We start from the raw sequence: 23,449 nt of genomic DNA, 5'->3' as shown, positions 1-23,449 counted from the left end.
ACTCACCCCGTTAACCGGACAGCCACAAGGCACGTCGTCCCCACGGTCAGGACTTCACCGAAGCGGGTTCCGGACATGCTCAATCGGTGTCCGTCGCGGCCAACACCGCCCAGTCGTCGGCGTCCTGGAGAGAGGCGAGACCAGGCCGACGTCCCAGGCCACGCGCTCGAACCACTTGGTGTCGGCGCCGAAGCCGTACCAGGCGCACTCCCGTGCACATGCCTCGACCTCCTCCGCGGGGGCGCCTTCGGCAGTACCGGAGAGGCCGGCCAGGGACTGCCACGCGGCCAGCCGTCCGTAAGCACCGCGCGCGCCGGAGTCATAGGCACCTCCTGTGAACGCGGCGGCGAAGAGGACCCTCCATGCTGGTCCGGTGGGCAGGCCGCGACCGAGAAGGTGGTCCTCTTCCCTGCACCCTTCAGGCATTCCAGGCCCAGTCCCAGCAACATGCTCGGTACCGACTCGGCTGCCAGAGGGGCTGCCAGGTCGAAGACCCGCGCCTCGATCCGGCCGTTCGGCTCCTCAGCCCAGCTCGCCACAGCGGTACCGATGCCCTTAGTGGCGGCTTCGGTCGTCGTTTCCTCGACCGACGGCACATGCGGCCCCGGCATCAGCCCGCATCTCGCGATTCGCCGACGAGCCGAACGGCATCGAGTGGCTGCCACCGCGAGCGCTGTAGCTCGGCAAATCCGGCTGCCCTGCCACATCGGACAGCGTCAAGGGCAGCCATCCCAGCGGGTGGTGTCTCCAGTGCGGCGACGTCGCCCACCCTGCGATCCCCGGAGTCTCCGTGACGTCAGCGCCCCTGAACATCAGTTCGTGGACGAGGCAAGCGCGCAGCTCCTCCGAGGCGTTCCCGCTGAACGACACGGCCAGTTCCTCCACCGGTTGGCTGGAGGCCAGCAGGGAGGCCGCATAGCGGTCAAGTAGTCGAAGACGCTCCGGTACTGCCATATCCGCCCGGCGTCAGAGCCGTAAGCCCCAGCGAGAGCGATGCCGAGGTCCGTAAGTCCGTAAGTCCGTAAGGAAGGCAGAGTCCCCCAGCGCCAGCTTGCGGTCAGCCGTCTTCCACACGTCGGTGACACTCTTCAGTCCCGGTGCAGCTTCTTCACGATCTTTTGTATGTGGTCAGCCACGGTAGGCAGCGTATCTGTCCTACAGTCCGGAAGCGATGGCATTCTCCCAGGTCACTGCGGCTCGATCAGCCTTCGCACTGCTTCAGCATCATCGCCTTGTCCGCCGTCGTCACCGGGAGCTCGTACTTGTCGGCGACCTGCGCGAACCGCACCGCGTAGGAGCACCGAATCTGCTTGCTCGGTGGCAGCCAGGACGCGGGCCCCGAGTCCCGCTTCGCCGAGTTGGCGCGCCCTTCGACAGGAAGCAAATTGAGCACGTCGTTCGCCAGTTGCTTGCGCTTTCTCTCCGGCCATCGGGCGGCGCCCATTTGCCAGCTGTAGGACAGCGGGACCACGTGGTCTATCTGCACCTCGTTGGCCTTCGCCTTCTTCCAGTCGATGTCCTTGCCGGTGTACGGGTCGTACAGGTCCATCGCAACGACCACGCAGTCGGAACCTGAACGGAACTGCACGTGCCGCCCATGGAGTTTCAACAAGTCGTTCCGCGTGTCACAACCATTCCGCGCCAGCGGCACCCCATCCGCCGTGTCCATCCACGCGTAGCCGAACTCATCCCGCTCGTAGCCCGTCTTCGGCCCACGCCCCTTTGTGGTGAGTCCTTGGATGAGCTTGCGTGCGCCGGCCTTGTCCGCTTCCGACGTGAGCGCGCCGAGCCCCGGCTTCGTCCCGTCGGGATTCATCAGCGGGTTCACCGCTTGGCCGGCAGCTACGTCCGGTCCGGATCTTGCGGAGCTTCCGCCCGGCTCCAGGCCATCACAGCCCGCGACGAGCGCGGCGGCAACGGCGACCGTAAGGACGGCCCTCTTCCTGCGAGTAGACAAGGGCATGTGCCTCACGTGCCTCTCACTACGCACAGCCGACCACACCCCACGTACGCTGCGAGAACAGTCTCATCACGGCGTGAAGCATAGAGATAATCCGGGTGTCGCAGCCGTTGCGCGCGAACGGGATGCCGCCGGGCGCGGAGTCCATCCACGCGTAGCCGAACGCGTCCCGGTCGTATCCGGTCCGCGGGCCGCGGCCCTTCGTCGTCAGCTTCTCGATGACGGCTCTGGCCTGCGCCTTCTCGGCCGCCGAGGTGATGGCGGCGAGCCCCGGCTTCGTACCGTCGGGGTTCCGCAGCGGGCTGACGGCCCGTGCGGACCCGGTGGTCGGGGCCGATGCCGAGGAGCCGCCGTCCCCGGACGGGTCGATCCCCTTGCAGCCGGTGAGCAGGAGCCCCGCGGTCAGCAGCACGGCGGCGCCTGCCGCGCCGTGCCGCGCGGCCCGTCCGCGATCCGTGAACCCCTCGGTGTGCATGGCCCGGCCCCCCACGATGAGCTGCGACGATCCAGCGATCCGAAGGCAGCATAGAGCGGGCGCGTCTGCGTACGGCGGCCGCCGGTCGATACTGCGGCGCGGCTGTTGCGGGAGCGGCTGCAGGGGGATTACGGGAGCGGCTGCAGCGGTGTCGGCGGGTGCCAGGCCGACGGCCCGTTCAAGCCGATTGCCCTGCCGGGGAGTTGGTGCCGGAGAGGTCCTGACGAGCCCCGCCCCTGAGGAGCCCTCCTCCCGAGGAGCCTGCCGGGGCGAGTCCAGCGCACCACCGGGGCAGGACGCCCCAGTGGTGCACCCCCGGGATCAGGAGCCGAGGATCGTCGTCAGGAACTCGCCCGTCCAGGCCAGCAGATCGCGGCCGACCAGCGGCTTGCCGCCGATGCGGGCCGTCGCCGGGCGGGGCACCAGGATCTGCTGCGTGTTCGGCTTGAGCACCGTGCGCGGGTGCAGCCGCTTGAGCCGCAGTTCCTGCGACTCGCGCAACTCCACCGGCGAGAAGCGGACGTTGGAGCCCTGGAGGGTGATGTCGGTGACTCCGCAGGAGCGGGCGAGCATCCGCAGTCCGGCGACGAGGAGGAGGTTCTCCACCGGCTCCGGCAGCTTGCCGTAGCGGTCGGTGAGCTCCTCGCGGACCGCGGCGATGTCCTCCTCCGAGGTGGCGGCGGCGATCGCCCGGTAGGCCTGGAGCCGCAGCCGCTCGCCGGGCGCGTAGTCGTGCGGGACGTGCGCGTCCACCGGCAGCTCGATCTTGACCTCCAGCGGCGGTTCCTCCTCGGCACCGCCCTCGATGGAGGCCCGGTAGTCGGCGACGGCCTCGCCGACCATGCGGACGTACAGGTCGAAGCCCACCCCCGCGATGTGGCCGGACTGTTCACCGCCGAGCAGGTTGCCCGCGCCGCGGATCTCCAGGTCCTTCATCGCGACGTACATGCCCGCGCCCATCTCGGTGTGCTGGGCGATGGTGGCCAGCCGCTCGTGGGCGGTCTCGGTGAGCGGCTTCTCCGGCGGGTAGAGGAAGTAGGCGTAGCCGCGCTCCCGGCCCCGGCCCACCCGGCCGCGCAGCTGATGGAGCTGCGAGAGGCCGAAGTTGTCGCCGCGCTCGACGATCAGGGTGTTGGCGTTGGAGATGTCGATCCCGGACTCCACGATGGTGGTGGAGACCAGCACGTCGAACTTCTTCTCCCAGAAGTCGACCACGACCTGCTCGAGGGCGCCCTCCGTCATCTGTCCGTGCGCGGTGGCGATCCGCGCCTCGGGGACGAACTCCCGCAGCCGCGCCGCGGCCCGGTCGATCGACTCCACCCGGTTGTGGATGTAGAAGACCTGGCCCTCGCGCAGCAGTTCACGGCGGATCGCCGCACCGATCTGCTTCTGCTCGTACGGGCCGACGAAGGTCAGCACCGGGTGCCGCTCCTCCGGCGGCGTGGTGATCGTCGACATCTCGCGGATGCCGGTGACCGCCATCTCCAGCGTCCGCGGGATCGGGGTCGCCGACATGGTGAGGACGTCGACATTGGCGCGGAGCTTCTTCAGCTGCTCCTTGTGCTCGACACCGAAGCGCTGCTCCTCGTCGACGATGACCAGCCCCAGGTCCTTGAACTTGGTCTCGGACGAGAACAGCCGGTGGGTGCCGATCACGATGTCGACCGAACCGTCCTTCAGGCCCTCCAGAACGGCCTTGGCCTCGGTGTCGGTCTGGAACCGCGACAGGGCGCGGGTGACCACCGGGAACTGGGAGTACCGGTCCGAGAAGGTGCCCATGTGCTGCTGGACGAGGAGTGTGGTGGGGACCAGGACGGCCACCTGCTTGCCGTCCTGCACCGCCTTGAACGCGGCACGGACCGCGATCTCCGTCTTGCCGTAGCCGACGTCGCCGCAGATCAGCCGGTCCATCGGGACCGACTTCTCCATGTCCTCCTTGACCTCGGCGATGGTGGTGAGCTGGTCGGGCGTCTCCGCGTACGGGAAGGCGTCCTCCAGCTCGCGCTGCCAGGGGGTGTCCGGGCCGAAGGTGTGGCCGGGGGCCGCCATCCGCGCCGAGTACAGCTTGATCAGGTCGGCGGCGATCTCCTTGACGGCCTTCTTGGCCCGCGCCTTGGTCTTCGTCCAGTCTGCTCCGCCGAGCCGGTGCAGCGTCGGGGCCTCGCCGCCGACGTACTTGGTGACCTGCTCCAGCTGGTCCGTCGGCACGAACAGCCGGTCGCCGGGCTGGCCGCGCTTGGCCGGGGCGTACTCGACGAGGAGGTACTCGCGGGTGGCGCCCTGGACGGTGCGCTGCACCATCTCCACGTACCGGCCCACGCCGTGCTGCTCGTGGACGATGAAGTCGCCCGGCTCCAGGGTCAGCGGGTCGATGGTCTTGCGGCGGCGGGCCGGCATCCGGCCCATCTCCTTGCCCGCGGCCTTCTGCCCGGACAGGTCGGTCTCGGTGAGCACCGCCAGCTTCAGGCCCGGGTCGATGAAGCCGTAGTCGATGGAGCCGCAGGCCACATGGACCACGGACGGGGCGATCTCGCCGAGGTCGCCCGCCCGGCCCCCGGCGTCGGCGAGCCGGGCGGCGATGCCCTCGCCGCCCAGGACCTCGACGGTACGGGCCGCCGGACCGTGCCCCTCGGTGACGTAGACGGTGCGCCAGCCCTCGGCCAGCCAGCCCTTGGTGTCGGCCAGCGCCCGGGCGGTGTCGCCACGGTAGCTCTCGGGGGCGTGCATCCCGAGCCGGAGCGCGTCCCCCTCCAGCTCGGTGTCGGTGGTGAACGGGCTCACCGTCCACCACATCATCCCCAGCTCGCGCGCCCGGTCCCGGACGTCGGCGATGCCCCACAGCGAGGCGGCGCCGACATCGATGGGCGCCTCGCCGCCGCCGGCGGTGGCCGCCCAGGACGCCTGCAGGAACTCCTGGCTGGTGGCGACCAGGTCGGCGGCCCGGGTGCGCACCCGCTCGGGGTCGCTGACGACGGCCATGCTGCCCGCGGGCAGCACGTCCAGCAGCAGTTCCATCTCGTCGACCAGGACGGGGGCCAGCGACTCCATGCCCTCGACGGCGATCCCCTCGGCGATCTTCCCGAGGAGTTCGGTGAGCTCGGGGTGCTGCTCAGCGAGGGCGGCGGCGCGGGCGCGCACCTCCTCGGTGAGCAGCAGCTCGCGGCAGGGCGGCGCCCACAGACCGTGTTCGGCGACTTCGAGGCTGCGCTGATCGGCGACCTTGAAGTAGCGGATCTCCTCGACGTCGTCGCCCCAGAACTCGATCCGGAGCGGGTGCTCCTCGGTGGGCGGGAAGACGTCGAGGATGCCGCCGCGCACCGCGAATTCTCCGCGCTTCTCGACCAGCTCGACCCGGGAGTACGCGGCCGCGGCGAGGGCGTCCGTCACCTCGCCGAGGTCGGCGCTGTCCCCGCCGCGCAGGCTCACCGGCTCCAGGTCGCCCAGGCCCTTGACCTGCGGCTGCAGGACGGAGCGGATCGGCGCCACCACGACGCTGACGGGCCCGGCGGACGGGTCGTCCGGGGCCGGGTGCGCCAGCCGCCGCAGCACGGCGAGGCGCCGGCCCACGGTGTCGGACCGGGGTGAGAGCCGCTCGTGCGGCAGCGTCTCCCACGACGGGTACTCGACCACGCCGTCCGCCGGCAGCAGCGACCGCAGGGCGGCTGCGAGGTCCTCGGCCTCACGCCCGGTGGCGGTCACGGCGAGAACGGGCCGCCCGGCCGAGCGGGCCAGAGCGGCGATGGCGAAGGGACGGGCGGCGGGCGGGCCGACGAGATCCACCTGCGGGCGGTTGCCGTCGGCGGCTGCCTTCACCGCTTCCGCGAGCGCGGGATCATTGACGACGACGTCGAGCAGACCGTGCAGGCTCATGAAGGCTTTCCCGTCCCGGGGTGGACATGACGAACGTGTGGACATGACGAACGCGGCGGACAACGCACACCGCCCGACACGTGGAAACGGGCCGGGTTGGTCCAGAGTACGTCGCTGCACCGACAGCCGGGGGCGGGCAGCGGGAGAGGGGCGGGAGCCTGGGCTGTGACCTGCGGGGATACCGGGCAGCGGGGGCCTGGGGACGGGCTCGCGCCCTTACGCTCCGGGGTGGCGGGCGCGGGGAGCCGGGTGCGACGGTGAATCCCGAGCCTGCAGCCGACGCCACGCGGCGAGGAGTGGGGGGACTCAGCCGACCTCGTCGACATGACCGACGGCGCTCGGCGCCGTGCGGACGGTCACGGCATGCATTCCTTCACCCCCTCGGTCACGTAGACGGAGGAGACCTTCCAGACTCCCTCGGCGCCCTTCTCCAGACGGAGCGTGTAACGGCTGTAGCTAGTCTTCGGGTCAGGGGCGTTCCTGTAGACCTTATTCGTCTTCTTATTCTTGCTGAACACCTTGCTCTGGTCCCGGCACGTCACCAGTCCGGCGGTCCCGTCCTTGATGGCCACCTTGCCGTCGAAGTACCGGTCCTTCCCGGTGGGAGCCAGGTTTTCCTTGATGTTCAGACCGATCTGCGTAGCGGCGTATTTCGTTCCGCCGGCCGTCGAGTAGAACAGGTAGGCAGGGTCCTTGAGGTCATTCCGTGCGCTGGCTCGCTTCATTCCCCGGAAGAACTGCTCGGCGTCCCTGTAAACGGCATCCTCAGCAGGTTTCCCGGTTCCGCCCCAGGCGAAGTTCATTTCGAGGTCGTCGGGCAACCCGACGCTCGGCCTGCCCGCAGGGGCCGAGGGCGACGCACTCGGAGTCTCCGATCCGGCCTTCTTCGCCCCTTCGATCCCCTTCGGGGAGGGTTCGGACTCCCCTCCGCAGGCTGCCAGCAGCATCGCCGAAGCCGCCAACAGGGCCGCCGCGGGAATCCGTGCTCGCTGTCGCATTTTCAACTTCCGTACTCTCGCTGGTAGTTGGACTGTCCAGCACGCTACTGCAAGCACATCCGAGCCGCCCCTGAGGCCTCTCGGGAACTCGACCGGGACGCGACCAGGAAGTGGCGAGTCCGCATCGTGGGAAACCCGGGCCCACGAGACGACGCGGCCCGGGTGCGCTCCCCCGCAGCGCACCCGGGCCGTCGTGATCGCGTTCAGTGGCGGCTTTGCCCGGCACCGAATGCGCCCCCGGTCGGGCCCCACCTCCGGGTCGGGCCCGCTCCACAGGTTAGGGAGCGGCGGACATCGCAGACCTCCTCCGCCGGGACGAGCCACGGGAGGGGAGAAGCCGCATGCCTCCCCCTAAGGGATGACCGCCAGGGGAGGACCGGCGGCCGGAGATGAGCCGCACGAGGTGACCGACAGGACGCGTCGCCCGCCCGCCGCTGACGGCCCGGGCCTCCCGAGCCACGCCCCTCCGGCCCGTTCTCCGGACTCATCCGGCATGGAAGGGTGTGGGGTACACAGACCGACGGAGGGGGAAGCGTGGGCGGGACCGCAGGACGTACCAGCCGGGACGCGGCGCCTGCCTCCGGCTCCCCGCCGGCGGCCCGCCGCGGGCCCGTGGTCGCCGCGCTGATGCTCGCGATGGCACTGGCCGCGCTCGACGGCACCATCGTCTCGACCGCCGTCCCGCAGATCGTCGGCGACCTCGGCGGCTTCTCCGTCTTCTCCTGGCTCTTCTCCGGCTACCTGCTGGCCGTCACGGTCACGCTGCCCGTCTACGGCAAGCTGTCCGACACCTTCGGCCGCAAGCCGGTCCTCGTCTGCGGGATCAGCCTGTTCCTCCTGGGCTCGCTGCTGTGCGCCGGCGCCTGGGACATGGCCGCCCTGATCGCCTTCCGGGTGGTGCAGGGGCTGGGCGGCGGGGCGATCCAGGGCACCGTCCAGACCGTCGCCGCCGACCTCTACCCGCTGAAGGAACGGCCCCGGATCCAGGCCCGGCTGTCCACGGTCTGGGCCGTGTCGGCCGTCGCCGGCCCCGCCGTCGGCGGGCTGCTCGCCGCCTACGCGGACTGGCGGTGGATCTTCCTGATCAACCTGCCGGTCGGCGCGGTCGCGGTGTGGCTGATCCTCCGTCACCTGCACGAGCCCCGCCGGGCCCGCGACCGGAAGCCGCGCATCGACTGGGCCGGCGCCCTGGGCGTGTTCGCCTGCGGCGGGCTGCTGCTCACCGCCCTCGTCCAGGGCGGGGTCGCCTGGCCCTGGCTGTCCGCCCCGTCGCTCGCCCTGTTCGGCGCCGGAGCGCTGTGCGCGGCGGCCACCGTGGCCACCGAACGGCGGGCGGCAGAACCGATCATTCCGGGCTGGGTCTGGAAGCGGCGCACCATCGCGGCCGTCAACCTGGCGCTCGGCGCGCTCGGCCTGCTCATGATCGCCCCGACGGTCTTCCTGCCGACCTACGCCCAGTCCGTCCTCGGCCTCGGCCCCATCGCCGCCGGATTCGTCCTCTCCGTCATGACGCTGAGCTGGCCGCTGTCCGCCGCGCTCAGCAGCCACGTCTACAACCGCATCGGCTTCCGGCGCAGCGCCCTCGTCGGCATCGGCGCGGCGGCCCTGATCCTGCTCGCCTTCCCCCTGCTGCCCTACCCCGGAGCCCCCTGGCAGCCCGCCCTGATCATGCTGCTGCTCGGCGCCGCCCTCGGCATCTTCCAACTGCCGCTCATCGTGGGCGTGCAGTCGACCGTGCGGTGGGCCGAACGCGGCACCGCCACCGCATCCGTCCTGTTCTGCCGGCAGGTGGGCCAGAGCGTCGGAGCGGCGCTCTTCGGAGCCGTCGCCAACGCCACCCTGGCCCGGCATCTCGCCACCGCACCGGCCGCGATGCGCTCCGGGCTCCCCGACGACCTCGACTCCGTCTCCCACGCCCTGGAACACCCCGGGTCGCTCAGCGCCCCGGCAGCGGACTACCTGCGGCGCGCGGTCGACACGGCCGTCGACCATGTGTACGTGGGGGCCGCCGCCGCAGCCGTCCTCGCCTTCCTCGTCCTGCTGTTCCTGGCGCCGCGCCGCTTCCCGGTCCTGCCCGACGGCGAGACGGACTGAGCACGGGCCGGCCCGGCCCCCGTGACGTCCACGCCCCACCGGGCCTTCACCGCCGGGAGCCCGACGGAGCACGGCGTCGGCACAGCGCCGCCGGGACCGGCACCCTCACGTCCCGGAGAACGCCCCGCGCAGCCGCCCGGAGCCCGGAGCCCCCCGAGCACCCGCCCGGAGCCCGGAGAACCCGCCCGCCGCACCGACCCCCCGTCAGCCCTCCGGGCGCGGCGCCGGCCCGGGCACCGCGCCCGGGTCCCGTTCCATCCCGCCCGCGAGCCCCGACAGCGTGCTGCGTACCCGCGCCATGTGCTCCCGCAGCTCCTCCCGCTGCCCTTCGTGCTCCTGCAGCAGCCGCTCGGTCTCCTGCTCCACCCGCTCCTCCCACGCCCGGGCCCGCGCCACCAGCTCCGCGCCGCGCGTCTCCGCGTCCTCCTGCCAGGCGCGCGCCGCCTGCTCCACCTCGGTGTGCGCCCGCTGCGCCTCCCCCAGCGTCGCCTCCGCCCGCTCGAAGAGGCTCTCGATCCGGGCGTCCGACTCCGCCTCCGCGTCGGCGATCGCCCGTTCGGCCTCCGCCGCCCGCTCGGCGATCTCCTGCTCCTGCGCGGCGAGCAGCGCGGCGGTCCGCCGGCGCACCTCCGTCAGCACCGCCGTCGCGTCCGTACGCCACTCCTGGGCGTCCTGCCGGGCCCCGGTCCGCAGATCGTCGACCACCCGCTGGGCCGCCACCGCGCACCGTTCGGCCCACGCCTCCGCCTCGCCCCGCACCTCGACGGCATAGGTCCGCCCCCCGTCCTGGACCGCGAGCGCCTCCTCCTCCGCCTCCTCCCGGAACTCCCGCGCCGCGACCTCCGCCCGCTCCCGCAGACCCGCCGCCTCGGCCTCGGCGATGGCGAGCATCTCCTGCGCCCGCGGCCCCAGCGCCTCGTACGTCTGCGGTGGCAGCGCCGCGACCTCGGCCTGCAGCCGCTGGACTTCCTCCTCCAACTCCTTGGCGAGGACGGTGAGCCGCGCCGCGCGCTCCCAGGCCTCGTCCCGGTCGGCCGACAGCCGGCCCACGGCACGGTCGACCTGCGCGGGACCGTAGCCGCGTTCCCGGCCGCGAACGACGGCGAAGCCGTGAGGTGACACAGACGCACTCATCTTGAAGCCCCTTTTGGTCCGTCATGCAACGCTCTGCGCGCCATCTTTCTGGATCGGAGCGATCCACTCATAACGCGACACTCCGCCACACTCCTGCCCAAGGATGCGCCGAGAGCACCCGAGTACGGAACCGCCCCACCGGCCGCACCACGGCCGGACGGGCATCCGGGGCACCCACGGCCCCGGGCCCACCGGACAGCGGCAGCACGAACCGGCAGCACAAAAGGACCGGGCGTCCGGCCTGTTTCCACAGGCCGGACGCCCGGTCCGGCACACCCGTTCGTCGGGGCGACACGAGTCGAAAGGGCCTACAACAGCCCGTCCCACATCTGCTCGAGCAGCACCGCCCACCAGTTGTCCGGCGACGACAGGGCCGCCGGGTCCAGGGCGGCCAGCTGCGCCTGGAAGTCGACGGTCCAACGGCCCGCCTGGTCCGGCGTCAGCCCGAACCGCAGCCGCCACATCCGGCCCAGCAGCGCCAGGCAGCGGACGAACTCCGGCAGCCCGGAGTTGACGAACTGCGGCGCCACCGGCTGCCCGCCCGGGCCCGCCTCCACCGGCACCGCCACGATCGCCGCCGTGCCGTACTGCACACACAGCTGACGGCCGAAGTCGCTGCCCATCACCAGGTACGACGCCGCGTCCGGAGCCGGCTGCACCGCACGCTCGGCGGCGAGCTCCGCCAGCGTGGGCACCGGGCGGCCCGGCTGGGCCTGCGCCCAGAAGAACGGGCCCATGTCCAGCGGCAGCCCGGCCCAGACGAGGGTCTGCCCGACCACGTCCGGAACGCCCTGCCGGGACACCGCACGCTGGTCGAAACGGAACACGCCCTGCGGACCGAACGCCTGCATCAGCTCCTGCGCCAGGCCCTCCGCCGGAACCGGGGGAACCCGTTGCACCTGGCTCGGGTGCGGCAGCGGCACCCGGTTCGGCGCCGGCCGCGCGGGCCCGTCCGCCACCTGGTGCAGCTCACCCTGATGATCGATCAGATGCCGGACGCCCTGCTGACGGGAGGCGTGATCGAGGCCGTACGCGGCGGTGTGGCTGATCCGCACCTGCGGCCAGGTCTCCCGGATCATCCGGGCGCAGTAGCCGCCTGGCAGATCACAGGACTCCAGCTCCGTGTGCAGCTCCAGCACCTGCTGCGGCGGCACCCCCATGGCGCGCAGCTCGTGCAGGATCTGCCACTCCGGGTGCGGGGTGCCCGGCGCGGAACGGCGGATGAGCTGCTGCTCCGAGCCGTCCTGCGCGCGGTAGCGGAGGACGGCCATGTAGCCGGGGCCGACCATGGGCTGACCGTTCGGGGCCTGCGGGTAGCCGTACCCGCCCGGCGGCACACCGGGCGCACCCTGGGGCACGCCGGGCGCGCCCTGGGGCGGCTGGGCCCCGGGCGGCACACCGGGAGCACCGGGCGGCTGCGGCGCGCCGGGACCGCCCTGCGGAGGCATCGGCGCGCCGGGCGGCGCGAACACGGTGGCGGCGGCATGCACCCCACCCGGCGCACCCTGCTGTCCCTGCGCACCCGTCGGCCCCGGTACGCCCTGCTGCCCGGGAGCGCCCGGAGGGCCCGGAGGCTGCGGGGCGGCCGGGCCCGGAGCGGCCGGCGGCGGACCGGGAGGCTGCGGAGCACCCGGACCACCCGTACCCGGACCGGCCAGCATCGTCGCCGCATGATGCACACCACCCGGACCACCCGACTGACCGGGAGCACCCGGAGGCCCCGGAGGCTGCGGAGCACCCGAACCCGGCACCCCGGGAGCGCCCGGAGGCTGCGCGGCACCCGCGCCCGGAGCGCCCGGCGGCGGACCGGGAGGCTGCGGAGCACCCGGACCACCCGTACCCGGACCGGCCAGCATCGTCGCCGCATGATGCACACCACCCGGACCACCCGACTGACCGGGAGCACCCGGCGGGCCCGGAGGCTGCGGAGCACCACCCGGCCGGCCGGACTGCCCCGGCCCGGCGGGGGGCTGCGCGCCCGCACCGGGAACGCCCGGAACACCCGGAGGCCGCGGACCGTTCGGGTCCGCGCTCTCCGGCGGCAGCGCCGGAGCCAGCTGCGTCGGGATGTAGCCGCCCGCCGGCGCGCCCGGAGCACCCGGGCCCGACGCCGGAGCGCCCGCTCCCGGCGTGCCCGGCGCACCGGGCGGCGGAGTACCGGGGCCCGCACCGCGCGGAGCACGCGCCGTGTCCGCGTCCGCGATGTCCGCGGCGTTCGGCCCCGGCCGCCGGCCCGCGTCCGGAGGGCCCGGCGGCCGCTGCGGAGCGCCGGCGGCCGGCTCGCCCCAACCCGGATCCGCCTCACTGCCCAGCGCCGGGGACACCGCCGTCGGCGGCAACTGGCTGCCGCCCGACATCAGCGCGGTCTTCGCCTCGGCACTCGCCGCGGGCGGCGGAGTGCCGCCCCCGTCCACACCGGACAGCGGCGGCGCGAACACCGTCTGCGGCAGGCCCACGGACCGGTCGTCGTCATCGCCCCGCGGCGTCGCGTCGGCCCACGGCGTACCCCCCGACGACGCACCCGCGCCGTCCGAGGAGCCGCCCGGCCGCGCGGGAACACCGTCCGAGGCCGTCGGCTCGGAGTCCGCCGACGCGCCCCCACCGGACCCGGCGCCCGAACCCGCCTCCGGCCACTGCGACGCACCCGCGGCCGAGGACGAACCGCCCCCGCCCGCCGTCGGCGCACCGCCCGCGGCCGACCCGGACCCCTGCGACCGCTGATCCGGAATACCGATCGCGTCCGCCGCGTCCTGCAGCCACTGCGGCGGCGTCAGCAGGAACGACGTCGCCTCCAGATCGATCCGCTGCGGCGGCACATCCGCCGCGGCGTCGTCATCGGCCACGCCGTACAGCTCCTCGTACCGGCGGATCACCTCGCCCACCGGCAGCCCCGGCCACAGCGTGGCCTCCCCGCTGTCCCGGGCGATCACCATCCGGGCCCGGCAGCCGTCCGAGGAACCGCCGTCCCCCGGACCGCCCTCCCGGCCCTCGGCCCACACCACGAAACCCAGGTCGAACTCCCGCACCCGCACCTCACGCTGCTGGTACGGAGCCACATCGGTGTTGACCCAGCGCTCCCCGCGCTCCTGCGCCTGCGCGAACGTCACCATCGCGCTCACCCCTCCACCGGGACGGCACGCGCGAAGCCGCCGTCCACCATCAGGTTCGCGACGGTCTCCAGCTCCGGCGGGCTGCCCGCCAGCCGCTGGAGGAAGTCGTCGAAATCGTCACCGCAGGGCAGCAGCAGCGACTCGACCCGCTCCTGCACCGACAGGCCGTCCCGGTCCCGCGCGTCGTCGTACGCGCAGAACCACACCGAACCCGTCGCCTGCCCCTTCACCTTCACCGCGACCACGCCGCCCTGCACGAAGGCCACGCCCAGATAGTCCTTGGTCAGGTGGTCCCGCAGACACTTGTTGGCATACACCAGGTCATTGACCGCGGCCTCGTCCCGCACCGCCAGGAACGGCTGGTCCACCAGCAGCCCCAGCTCCGCGTCGAGCGCCACCCCCACCGGCGCGCAGCCGCCCGCCGCCTTCAGGAACGCCCGGTACGCCCCCGGCAGCCGGTAGCCGAGATCCTCCTCGACACCGGCCACCTGCTCCTCGGTGACCGCCAACGACCGCGCCGGCAGCCCGAAGTGCGCCGGACGGGTCTCCTGCAAAGGCCGCGTGCCGCGCTTGGTCTGGTCCACCGCGGCCGTCGCCAGCCCGCCGTGGTGCCGCAGCAGCGCCTTCACCTCGACCGGGACCAGCTCCATCCGGCGCGTGCCCGCCACGTGATGCCACGTCCAGCCGTGCGGCGTGGCCACCGGCGACAGACTGGCCCAGAGCTCGTGCCCGTCGGCGTGCAGCGCGGCGTTCGCCGACACGTAGTCCGTCAGCCGCAGCTCGTCGACACCGAAACCCTCCGGAGGGTCGGCGATCTCCGCGGCAGCGCGGGCATACGGGGAGAAATCCGGGAAACCGTCCCCGTCCACCTGCACGCCCTTCGGGTGCCGAGCGGCCCGGACCGGGTCCGGAAAGTGCACGACCTGCCCGGCGTAGGCCGTGTTCGGTGGCGCGGCCTGCTGCCCGAGCCGACCTGTCGTCATGGCGGATGCCCCCTGCTGCGTCTGGCTGAATGCGCACAGCCTATGCGCTGCCGACGCAGGCGGGCCCGCCCCCGCGGACCACGGCCCGCAGCCCGCCCCGGGGCACCCGCACCGGCCGGACGGCTCCCCACCCCGCATCGCACCGGCCGGCACGGCCCACCCGGATGAGCATCCATCGGTGACGTCCCGTCACCCACCCGTGACCACCGGTCGAACGACGCGCCGCAGCCTCCCCCTCGGCTTCCCCATCCGCCTGCCCATTTGGCAGGCTGTCCCCGCAACTCGGGGGATTGCACGGGAGGGAAGCACCACCATGAGCGCAACCGAAGCAGCACCACCACCGGGCGACCCCCGGCTCAGCTGGAGCAGCACCGACGACACCGTCGGCCCGCCCCCGCTGCTCCACCGCCGCGACGGCATCCTGCCCGCCGTCGCAGCCGCCCTCTCCGTCCGCGGCGAAACCCTCACCGCCACCGCCCCCAAAGTCGGCCGGCCACCCGCCCTCCACCCCCTGGTGCAGGACTTCCTCGACACCCTCCCCACCGACCGGCGGGAACGCTTCACCGGCCGATGTCCCGAAGCACTGCTGCTCTCCCGCTACCTGACCGGCACCGAATCGGCCCGCAGCAAACGCGCCTCCCGAAAACCTCTCACCCACGGCGAAGCCCGGCGCGCCCTCAAACAGTCCAAACTCACCGCCCGGCGCATCCGCGAGGACGGCGACCCGCAACACGGCGCCTACGCCCCGCCCTGCCGCTCCTGCGCCTCACTCCTCGCCCACTTCGGCGTCCGCGCCATCGACCCGACGAACGGGAGCTGATGTGCGCGCCTTCGACCGCACCGCCGCCACCCGCTTCCCCGTACCCGTCGACGCCGCCCTGCGCGAAGCCGGCTGGGAACCCGGCCGCTGGAACATCACCCAGGCCGAGATCTGGGCCGACGCGCTGCGCGCCCACACCTCCCCCGTCGGACACCGGCACACCGTCTTCCCCGCCGCCGTCGAGGCCTGGGCCGAATTCGGCGGCCTGCGCATCGTCCCCGCCGGACCCGGACGCCACATCGCCCCCACCCCGCTCGTCTTCGACCCGCTGCGCGGCCTCCACCTCGCCCGCACCCTCGCCGACCTCGGACGCGCCCTCGGCACGGAGATCTGCCCCCTCGGCGAGGAGACCGGCGGCACCGGAGCCGCCCTCGCCATCGACACCGAAGGCCGCGTCTACAGCCTCGACCACACCGGCGACTGGTACCTCGGCGCCGACGTCGACCAGGCCCTCGCCACCCTCCTCACCGGCACCGCCCCCACCCGCCTGACCGCAAGCCGCTGACCGACCCACCGAACCCCGGACACAAGCAGGGAATAAGCGCCGGCATTCAGCCACACGCCCCCGCACCAAGACCCGAACGCAAGAAGCGGAGCAGCAGGGCCGGGTGACACCACCCCGGACTCAAGGGCGCGGGCCCGCAGGACTGAGCGAACGCAAGGGCGCGGCACCACCGGCCCGGCCCGGACACGACGGCAGCGGGCCCCGCAGGGCGGGATGAACGTCAGACGGCGCGCCACGACGGGCCGAGCGGTCCGGACGCAAGGGCCCGGGCCCGCAGGACTGAGTGAACACAAGGGCGCGGTGCCACCGACCAGGCCCGGACATGACGGCAGCTGGGGCCGGCAGGGCGGGGTGAACCCAAGGGGGTGGGGGCGCAGGGGTGGGGGTTCCGGAAACTTCCGTGTATTTGTGGGCCCCCAGGGCCCGTAAATATACGTTCCGGAACCCCCACCCCGGAGCCCCCACCCCCGAAACCACCCACACACCCGCACCCACACAACCAAGGCCCGCACAAACGAACCGCACGCGGCCCCCGCACGAAACCTCACGCCATACGCGGCGCGCCACCCCCCACACCCGAACCGGCACCGGCACCGGCGCCCGCACCCGCCCCCCGATCCGGCAGCACCGCCGACACCCGGAACCCCCCCGCCTCAGTCGGACCCGACACGAACCCCCCGCCCAGCGCCCGCACCCGCTCCCGCATCCCCACCAGCCCATTGCCCCCGCTCGGCAAACGCGCATCCGAACCGCCCTCCGCAGCAGGCCCGTTCTCCACCAGCACCGCCACCTCGGCCTCCCGGCGCGCCAGCCTCACCCGCGCCCGCGCCCCCGCCGCATGCTTGTGCACGTTCGTCAACGCCTCCTGCACCACCCGGTACGCCGTCTGCTCCACCTGCGGCGCATACGACCGCTCCTCCCCCTCCACCGACAGCTCCACGACCATCCCCGCCGCCCGCGACTCCCCCACCAGCGTCCCCAACTCGCTCAACTGCGGACCGTCCCCCACCGGCACCCCCGCCGACATCCCCGTCGACATCCCCGCCGGAACCCCCGGCGACGCCCCCTCCGGCACCCCGCCCACAGCCCCCTCAGCCACGACCGGCCGCACCACACCCGCAGCACCCGCCGCACCCGCCGCACCCGCCGCACCCGCAGCACCCGCCGCACCCGCAGCGCCCGCCAAGCCCCCCGGCCCCCCGGCACCCCCGACCGCAGCGGCACCCGCAGCGGCCCCCGGCACACCCACGGCAGCCCCCTCCGGGTCCGCCACGGACACCGACCCCTCACCCGTCCGCAGCACCCCCAGCATCTCCCGCAACTCCGTCAGCGCCTGGCGCCCCATGTCCCCCACCAGAGCCGCGTTCCGCGACGCCCGCTCCGGATCCTTCAACGCCACCGCCTGCAACGCCGCCGCATGCACCACCATCAACGACACCCGGTGCGCCACCACGTCGTGCATCTCCCGGGCGATCCGCGTCCGCTCCTCGCTCCGCGCCCACTCCGCCCGTTCCTCGGCCCGCTCCGCCAGCAGCGACAACTCCCGCTCCAGCCCGTCCGCACGCTCCCGCAGGCTCTCCACCAGCCGGCGCCGCGCCCCGACGTACAGGCCCAGCAGCAGCGGAGGAGCGGTCAGCCCCAGCGCCATCAGCACCGAGACCAGCACCGTCACCCAGACCGGCGGCGCATAGCCCTCCTGCTGCACGTCCTGGTGGAAACGGATGAACGTGATCAGCAGCGTGCCCGCCAGCGACATCCCCGCCACCGCGACCGTCACCCGGCGCGGCACCTCCGAGGCGGCCAGCGTGTACAGCGCGACGATGCCGAGCAGAAAGCCCATCTCCGCCGGGATCACCGCGATCGAGACCAGCACCACCGCGACCGGCCACCGCCGCCGCAACACCAGCGACGCCCCGGACACCAGCCCCAGCAGCACCCCGAGCGTGACCGGAATCCGTACCTCGTGTGCGAAGGCCATCCCCTCGAACACGCACTCCACGGCAGCGACGACGGCGAGCACGATGTCCAGCACCATGCTCCGCCGTCTGGCCCACCACCACGGACCTCCCGGCACCTGCGCACCGCTCTCCGTGACTACCCCCGTTGTGGTCATACGCACCAGCGTACGGGCGGGTGCCGGCCTATTCCGGGTCCCCGTCGGCACCGACAACCCCGGTGAACACCCGCGATATCCATGTCTTCCACCCGAAACAATGAATCAGGCAGATTTTCGATACATGACGGGGAATACACCGGCAGGCTGAGCATATGGTTCAAGCCAAAACCGAATTACGGGAGCGCGCCCGGGAGCTCCGCCGGGCCGGAGAGACGTACGACGCGATCGCGGCCCGGCTGGGCGTCTCGAAGAGCTCGGTCTCGCTCTGGGTCCGGGACCTCCCGAAGCCCGACCGCCGCGCCGACCACGCCCGCCTGATGGCCGAGGCCCGCTGGGCACCCCACCGGCGAGCACGGGACATCACCCGCCAGCAGACGAAACTCGCGGCCGCGCAGCAGGTCGGCCGGCTCACCGACCGGGAGCTGTTCCTGATCGGGGTGGGGCTCTACTGGTCGGAGGGGACGAAGTCCAAGCCCGCCCGGCCGAGCGAACGCGTCCGGTTCATCAACAGCGACCCCGACATGATCCGCGTCTATCTGGCCTGGCTCCGGCTCCTCGGGGTGGGCCGGGAGCGGTTGGGCTTCCACGTGGCGATCCACGAGTCGGCCGACGCGGCCGCCGCCGAGCGCTACTGGGCGGAGCTGGTCGGCGCCGACGCAGCGGCGTTCGGGGCGACGACACTCAAGCGGCACAATCCACGAACGGTGCGGACGAACACCGGGCCCGCCTATCGCGGTTGCCTGACGGTCTCCGTCCGGGACGGCGCCGACCTTTACCGTCGCATCGAGGGCTGGTGGTACGGCATAGTGGTGGGGGCCGGATCGACGATCTAGGCAACCGGTCCGGACACTTGTCCTGATTGGCCAAGTTTGCTATCCGCTGTGGTGTAATCGGCAGCACTGCTGGTTTTGGTCCAGTAAGTCCGGGTTCGAGTCCTGGCAGCGGAGCTCGCCTTCCCCTTCCTCGGGTCCTGACCGTTTCCGGTCGGGACCCGCCCGCGTTTCCGGCCCGAATCACCCCGGTATCCTGCGGGTGTCCACCACCCGAAGCCGAAGGGCACACCCGTGAGCGCCAACCGCCCGGCAGCCGTCGTCGTTCTCGCAGCGGGTGAGGGCACCCGCATGAAGTCGGCGACCCCCAAGGTCCTGCATTCCCTCTGCGGTCGCTCCCTCGTCGGCCACGTCGTCGCCGCGTCCCGTGAGCTCGACCCGGAGCACCTCGTCGTGGTCGTCGGCCACGCCCGTGAGCAGGTCTCCGCTCATCTCGCCGAGATCGACCCCGCCACCCGTACCGCCGTGCAGCACGAGCAGAACGGCACCGGCCACGCGGTCCGCATGGGCCTGGAGGAGCTGGCCGGAGGCGGTGACGCGGCGCCGGCCGGCGGCACCGTGGTCGTCGTCTGCGGCGACACCCCGCTGCTGACCGGGGAGACGCTCCAGCGCCTCTCCGACGTCCACTCCGCCGACGGCAACGCCGTGACCGTGCTCACCGCCGAGGTCCCCGACTCCACCGGCTACGGCCGCATCGTGCGGGACCCGGCGGACGGCGCGGTCACCGCGATCGTCGAGCACAAGGACGCCACCGAGGCGCAGCGGGCGATCACCGAGATCAATTCGGGGGTGTTCGCGTTCGACGGCGCGCTGCTGTCGGATGCGCTGGGGAAGGTCCGTACGGACAACAGCCAGGGCGAGGAGTACCTCACGGATGTGCTCGGCATTCTGCGGGAGGCGGGGCACCGGGTGGGTGCCGCGGTGGCGGCGGATCACCGGGAGATCCTGGGGATCAACAACCGGGTGCAGCTCTCGGAGGCGCGCCGGCTGCTGAACGAGCGGCTGCTGCGCGAGGCGATGCTGAGTGGTGTGACGGTGGTGGATCCGGCGTCGACCTGGGTGGATGTGGCGGTGACGTTCGAGCCGGACGTGGTGGTGCATCCGGGGACGCAGTTGCACGGTGCGACGCATCTGGCCGCGGGCGCCGAGGTGGGGCCGGGCTGCACGCTGACGGACACGGTGGTCGGTGAGGGCGCCCGGGTGATCAATACGGTGGCGGACGGTGCGCACGTCGGCGCGGAGGCGAACGTGGGGCCGTATGCGTATCTGCGGCCGGGGACGCGGCTGGGCCGGAAGGCGAAGGCCGGGACGTATGTGGAGATGAAGAATGCCGAGATCGGGGAGGGCGCGAAGGTGCCGCATCTCTCCTATGTCGGTGACGCCACGATCGGTGAGTACACCAATATCGGTGCGGCGAGTGTGTTCGTGAATTATGACGGAGAGCACAAGCACCACACGACGGTGGGCTCGCATTGCAGGACGGGCTCGGACAATATGTTTGTGGCTCCGGTCACGGTCGGGGACGGTGCCTACACCGCTGCCGGCTCGGTGATCACCAAGGATGTGCCCCCGGGTGCGCTGGCGGTCGCGCGCGGCCAGCAGCGCAATATCGAGGGTTGGGTCGCGCGTAAGCGCCCGGGTAGTGCCGCCGCGCAGGCCGCTTCGGCTGCTCGCAAGGAGCCTGACGGCGAGCAGTGACCGTCAAAGGGTGCGCCGTGCGGGGCGTACCGTGATAAGCACACGAAAAGTGTCCCCACCATTTTTCAGCTGGCAAGGAGACTGTTGCTGTGACCGGGATCAAGACGACCGGCGAGAAGAAGTTGATGCTCTTCTCCGGCCGCGCCCACCCAGAGCTGGCCGAGGAGGTCGCGCACCAACTGGGTGTGGGCCTGGTCCCGACGAAGGTTTTCGACTTCGCCAACGGTGAGATCTATGTCCGCTACCAGGAGTCGGCGCGTGGCGCGGACTGCTTCCTGATGCAGAGCCACACGGCTCCCATCAATAAGTGGATCATGGAGCAGTTGATCATGATTGACGCTCTGAAGCGGGCTTCCGCGCGGAGCATCACGGTGATCCTGCCGTTCTTCGGTTATGCCCGTCAGGACAAGAAGCACCGTGGCCGTGAGCCGATTTCGGCGCGTCTGGTGGCGGACCTGCTGAAGACGGCTGGTGCGGACCGGGTGCTCACGGTCGACCTGCACACCGACCAGATCCAGGGCTTCTTCGACGGCCCGGTGGACCACCTCTTCGCGCTGCCGGTCCTGGCGGACTACGTGGGCGCCAAGGTGGACCGGTCGAAGCTGACCGTGGTGTCGCCGGACGCGGGCCGGGTGCGGGTGGCGGACCGGTGGTGCGACCGGCTGGGCGCGCCGCTGGCGATCGTGCACAAGCGGCGGGACAAGGACGTCGCGAACCAGGTGACGGTGCACGAGGTCGTCGGTGATGTGGAGGGCCGGGTGTGCGTCCTGGTCGACGACATGATCGACACCGGTGGCACGATCTGCGCCGCGGCGGACGCGCTGTTCGCGAACGGTGCGGAGGACGTCATCGTGACGGCGACGCACGGTGTGCTGTCGGGTCCGGCGGCGGACCGGCTGAAGAATTCGAAGGTGAGCGAGTTCGTCTTCACGAACACCCTGCCGACGCCGGGTGAGCTGGAGCTGGACAAGATCACGGTGCTGTCGATGGCACCGACGATCGCGCGTGCGGTGCGTGAGGTGTTCGAGGACGGTTCGGTGACGAGCCTGTTCGAGGAGCAGGCCTGACGGTGCCGCCTGCCTGACGGTGCGTGCTGCCTGACGGGTGCCGCCTGCCTGGCGGTGCGTGCTGCCTGACGGTGCCGCCTGCTTGACGGTGCCGGTGCGGCTGTCGCTGCGGCTGCCGACGAGTACGGCTGGCATTGGGCGTCGAGTCCTGCGGGAAGCCCCCGGTTCCGGAGTTCTGCACTCCGGAACCGGGGGCTTCCGTGTGTGCGGGGTCCCCTGCCTGACGGGTGCGGGTGATCGGTTTGGGGGGCGACCGGGCGGCCGGGTAGAATCAGCGGGTTGCTCGGCGAGGGACACCGCTTCACATGAGTGGTGGTCCGTTATCGACGCGCTCTTCGTAGCAGGTCTGTCGTGGGCCGGGTGACGGCCGTCGGATCCATGCTTCCCCTGGAAGCACCACCTGCGAGGAGCGCAGTCATGGCTGAGTACAAGATTTCCGCTGAGGCCCGTACGGAGTTCGGCAAGGGTGCTTCCCGCCGCAACCGTGTCGTCGGCAAGGTCCCGGGTGTCATCTACGGTCACGGTGCCGAGCCGTCGCACGTGCTGATCCCGGCGCACGACCTGATGATGGCCCTGAAGACCCCGAACGTCCTGATCAACCTGCAGGTCGACGGCAAGTCCCAGCTCGTCATCCCGAAGGCCGTCCAGCGTGAGGCCATCCGCGGCTTCCTGGTCCACATCGACCTGCTGGTCGTGCGGAAGGGCGAGAAGGTCACCGTCGAGGTGCCGATCCACGTCGAGGGCGACCTGGCGCCGGGCGGCAACCTGCTCGAGCACGTGCTGAACGCGCTGCCGGTCGAGACCGAGGCGACCCACATCCCGGAGGGCGTGACCGTCTCCGTGGAGGGCCTGGAGGCCGGTGCCTCGATCCACGCCAAGGACATCGACCTGCCGAAGGGCACCTCCCTGGCCGTCGAGGAGGACGCGGTGGTCCTCCAGGTCCTGGCCGCGCAGGCCGAGGAGCCGGCGGGCGAGGAGGGCGAAGAGGCCGCCGAGGCCTGATCGTCCCGGATTCTTCCGAGGTGTCGGCAGCCGCCCCGCTCCGCTGGAGCGGGGCGGTTGTCGTGCAGGGCGGCCGGAGCGGTGGCACCGTACGATCCGGCCGGTACGGGACGGTTCGATCCGCAGCAGGAGAGACGTAGATGAGCGACGTGGACAGCCCCTGGCTCGTGGTGGGTCTGGGCAATCCGGGGCCGGAGTACGCGGCGAACCGTCACAATGTGGGCTTCATGGTGGCGGATCTGCTGGCGGAGCGGATCGGCGGCCGGTTCAAGGCGCACAAGTCGCGTGCGCAGGTGGTGGAGGGGCGGTTCGGCCCGCCGGGGCCGTCGAGCCGCCGGGTCGTCGTGGCGAAGCCGATGTCGTTCATGAACCTGTCGGGCGGCCCGGTGTCGGCGCTGCGGGACTTCTACAAGGTTCCGCTCGCCCATGTCGTGGCGGTCCACGACGAGCTGGACATCGACTACGGGGCGCTGCGGCTGAAGCTGGGCGGCGGGGACAACGGCCACAACGGTCTGAAGTCGATCACGAAGGCGCAGGGCCCGGACTACCACCGGGTGCGCTTCGGGATCGGGCGGCCGCCGGGCCGGATGGATGTGGCGTCGTTCGTGCTGAAGGACTTCTCCGGCGCGGAGCGCAAGGAGCTGGGGTACTTCGTGGACCGGGCGGCGGACGCGGTGGAGTGTCTGATGCTGGACGGTCTGGAGCGGGCTCAGGGTACGTACAACACCTGATCAGGGTACGTACAACACCTAAGGGGACAGCCCCGCCCAAGCTGCAGACCGAAGGT

At 71.9% G+C, this 23,449-nt stretch carries 17 protein-coding genes, 1 tRNA gene and 1 pseudogene; 9 read left to right on the top strand and 10 right to left on the bottom strand.

What is annotated here, in order from left to right; genetic code table 11:
- Positions 1-54 precede the first annotated feature (54 nt).
- From ABT112_RS06220 to ABT112_RS06195, 6 genes and pseudogenes are all read right to left on the bottom strand, one after another.
- Positions 55-611, bottom strand: a pseudogene (locus ABT112_RS06220) (DUF6183 family protein).
- A complete protein-coding gene (locus ABT112_RS06215; RefSeq protein WP_351506085.1) occupies positions 556-954 on the bottom strand; it encodes a DUF6183 family protein in 399 nt (132 codons plus the stop codon). Before ABT112_RS06215 ends, ABT112_RS06220 begins: the two are co-directional and overlap by 56 nt.
- A 247-nt stretch (positions 955-1,201) precedes the next feature.
- The gene (locus ABT112_RS06210) at positions 1,202-1,963 is read right to left on the bottom strand and encodes an HNH endonuclease family protein (protein WP_351506182.1); all 762 of its coding nucleotides are present in this window, start codon (positions 1,961-1,963) and stop codon (positions 1,202-1,204) included.
- Positions 1,964-1,982: 19 nt separating this feature from the next.
- On the bottom strand, positions 1,983-2,435 hold the full coding sequence (locus ABT112_RS06205; RefSeq protein WP_502975255.1) for a hypothetical protein: 453 nt from the start codon (positions 2,433-2,435) through the stop codon (positions 1,983-1,985).
- A 321-nt stretch (positions 2,436-2,756) separates the two neighbouring features.
- A complete protein-coding gene (mfd, locus tag ABT112_RS06200; protein ID WP_351506082.1) occupies positions 2,757-6,305 on the bottom strand; it encodes a transcription-repair coupling factor in 3,549 nt (1,182 codons plus the stop codon).
- Positions 6,306-6,661: 356 nt separating this feature from the next.
- Positions 6,662-7,303 carry a hypothetical protein gene (locus ABT112_RS06195; protein ID WP_351506081.1) on the bottom strand — a complete coding sequence of 214 codons (642 nt, stop codon included), beginning with the start codon at positions 7,301-7,303 and terminating at the stop codon, positions 6,662-6,664.
- Between the two features lie 534 nt (positions 7,304-7,837).
- On the opposite strand from ABT112_RS06195, the gene ABT112_RS06190 reads away from it, so the two are divergent.
- Positions 7,838-9,397 carry an MDR family MFS transporter gene (locus ABT112_RS06190; protein WP_502975254.1) on the top strand — a complete coding sequence of 520 codons (1,560 nt, stop codon included), beginning with the start codon at positions 7,838-7,840 and terminating at the stop codon, positions 9,395-9,397.
- A 204-nt stretch (positions 9,398-9,601) separates the two neighbouring features.
- Here the strand turns inward: ABT112_RS06190 and ABT112_RS06185 are convergent, their stop codons facing one another.
- From ABT112_RS06185 to ABT112_RS06175, 3 genes are all read right to left on the bottom strand, one after another.
- Positions 9,602-10,531 carry a coiled-coil domain-containing protein gene (locus tag ABT112_RS06185; RefSeq protein WP_351506079.1) on the bottom strand — a complete coding sequence of 310 codons (930 nt, stop codon included), beginning with the start codon at positions 10,529-10,531 and terminating at the stop codon, positions 9,602-9,604.
- 308 nt (positions 10,532-10,839) lie between these two features.
- On the bottom strand, positions 10,840-13,641 hold the full coding sequence (locus ABT112_RS06180; protein WP_351506178.1) for an SUKH-4 family immunity protein: 2,802 nt from the start codon (positions 13,639-13,641) through the stop codon (positions 10,840-10,842).
- Between the two features lie 5 nt (positions 13,642-13,646).
- The gene (locus tag ABT112_RS06175; RefSeq protein ID WP_351506077.1) at positions 13,647-14,624 is read right to left on the bottom strand and encodes an SMI1/KNR4 family protein; all 978 of its coding nucleotides are present in this window, start codon (positions 14,622-14,624) and stop codon (positions 13,647-13,649) included.
- 313 nt (positions 14,625-14,937) lie between these two features.
- Here ABT112_RS06175 and ABT112_RS06170 point away from each other — a divergent pair, with 313 nt between their 5' ends.
- Together ABT112_RS06170 and ABT112_RS06165 are read left to right on the top strand one after the other, a co-directional pair.
- A complete protein-coding gene (locus ABT112_RS06170) occupies positions 14,938-15,444 on the top strand; it encodes a YwqJ-related putative deaminase (RefSeq protein ID WP_351506075.1) in 507 nt (168 codons plus the stop codon).
- 1 nt (position 15,445) lies between these two features.
- Complete coding sequence (locus ABT112_RS06165) at positions 15,446-15,949, top strand: SUKH-3 domain-containing protein (protein WP_351506073.1); 504 nt, start codon at positions 15,446-15,448, stop codon at positions 15,947-15,949.
- A gap of 544 nt (positions 15,950-16,493) precedes the next feature.
- Here the strand turns inward: ABT112_RS06165 and ABT112_RS06160 are convergent.
- Positions 16,494-18,062: a sensor histidine kinase gene (locus ABT112_RS06160; protein WP_351506071.1), complete on the bottom strand. Its 1,569-nt coding sequence runs from the start codon at positions 18,060-18,062 to the stop codon at positions 16,494-16,496.
- Between the two features lie 155 nt (positions 18,063-18,217).
- On the opposite strand from ABT112_RS06160, the gene ABT112_RS06155 reads away from it, so the two are divergent.
- The 6 genes from ABT112_RS06155 to pth all read left to right on the top strand — a co-directional run bounded on the left by ABT112_RS06155 (position 18,218) and on the right by pth (position 23,393).
- Positions 18,218-18,898, top strand: coding sequence for a helix-turn-helix domain-containing protein (locus ABT112_RS06155; protein WP_351506070.1), 681 nt, complete (start codon positions 18,218-18,220; stop codon positions 18,896-18,898).
- Positions 18,899-18,940: 42 nt separating this feature from the next.
- A tRNA-Gln gene (locus tag ABT112_RS06150) sits at positions 18,941-19,012 on the top strand.
- Positions 19,013-19,129: 117 nt separating this feature from the next.
- On the top strand, positions 19,130-20,593 hold the full coding sequence (glmU, locus tag ABT112_RS06145) for a bifunctional UDP-N-acetylglucosamine diphosphorylase/glucosamine-1-phosphate N-acetyltransferase GlmU (RefSeq protein ID WP_351506068.1): 1,464 nt from the start codon (positions 19,130-19,132) through the stop codon (positions 20,591-20,593).
- Between the two features lie 89 nt (positions 20,594-20,682).
- Positions 20,683-21,660, top strand: coding sequence for a ribose-phosphate diphosphokinase (locus ABT112_RS06140; protein ID WP_351506066.1), 978 nt, complete (start codon positions 20,683-20,685; stop codon positions 21,658-21,660).
- A 417-nt stretch (positions 21,661-22,077) separates the two neighbouring features.
- Positions 22,078-22,662, top strand: a complete 585-nt coding sequence (locus ABT112_RS06135; RefSeq protein ID WP_351506064.1) for a 50S ribosomal protein L25/general stress protein Ctc — start codon at positions 22,078-22,080, stop codon at positions 22,660-22,662.
- Between the two features lie 140 nt (positions 22,663-22,802).
- Positions 22,803-23,393, top strand: coding sequence for an aminoacyl-tRNA hydrolase (pth, locus tag ABT112_RS06130; RefSeq protein ID WP_351506062.1), 591 nt, complete (start codon positions 22,803-22,805; stop codon positions 23,391-23,393).
- Positions 23,394-23,449 lie beyond the last annotated feature (56 nt).

It is taken from the genome of Streptomyces sp. NPDC002055, assembly GCF_040296705.1.
GTDB lineage: Bacteria > Actinomycetota > Actinomycetes > Streptomycetales > Streptomycetaceae > Streptomyces.
The sequence above is the reverse complement of the archived record's forward strand: the minus strand, read 5'-3'. Positions and strand labels throughout refer to the sequence as shown.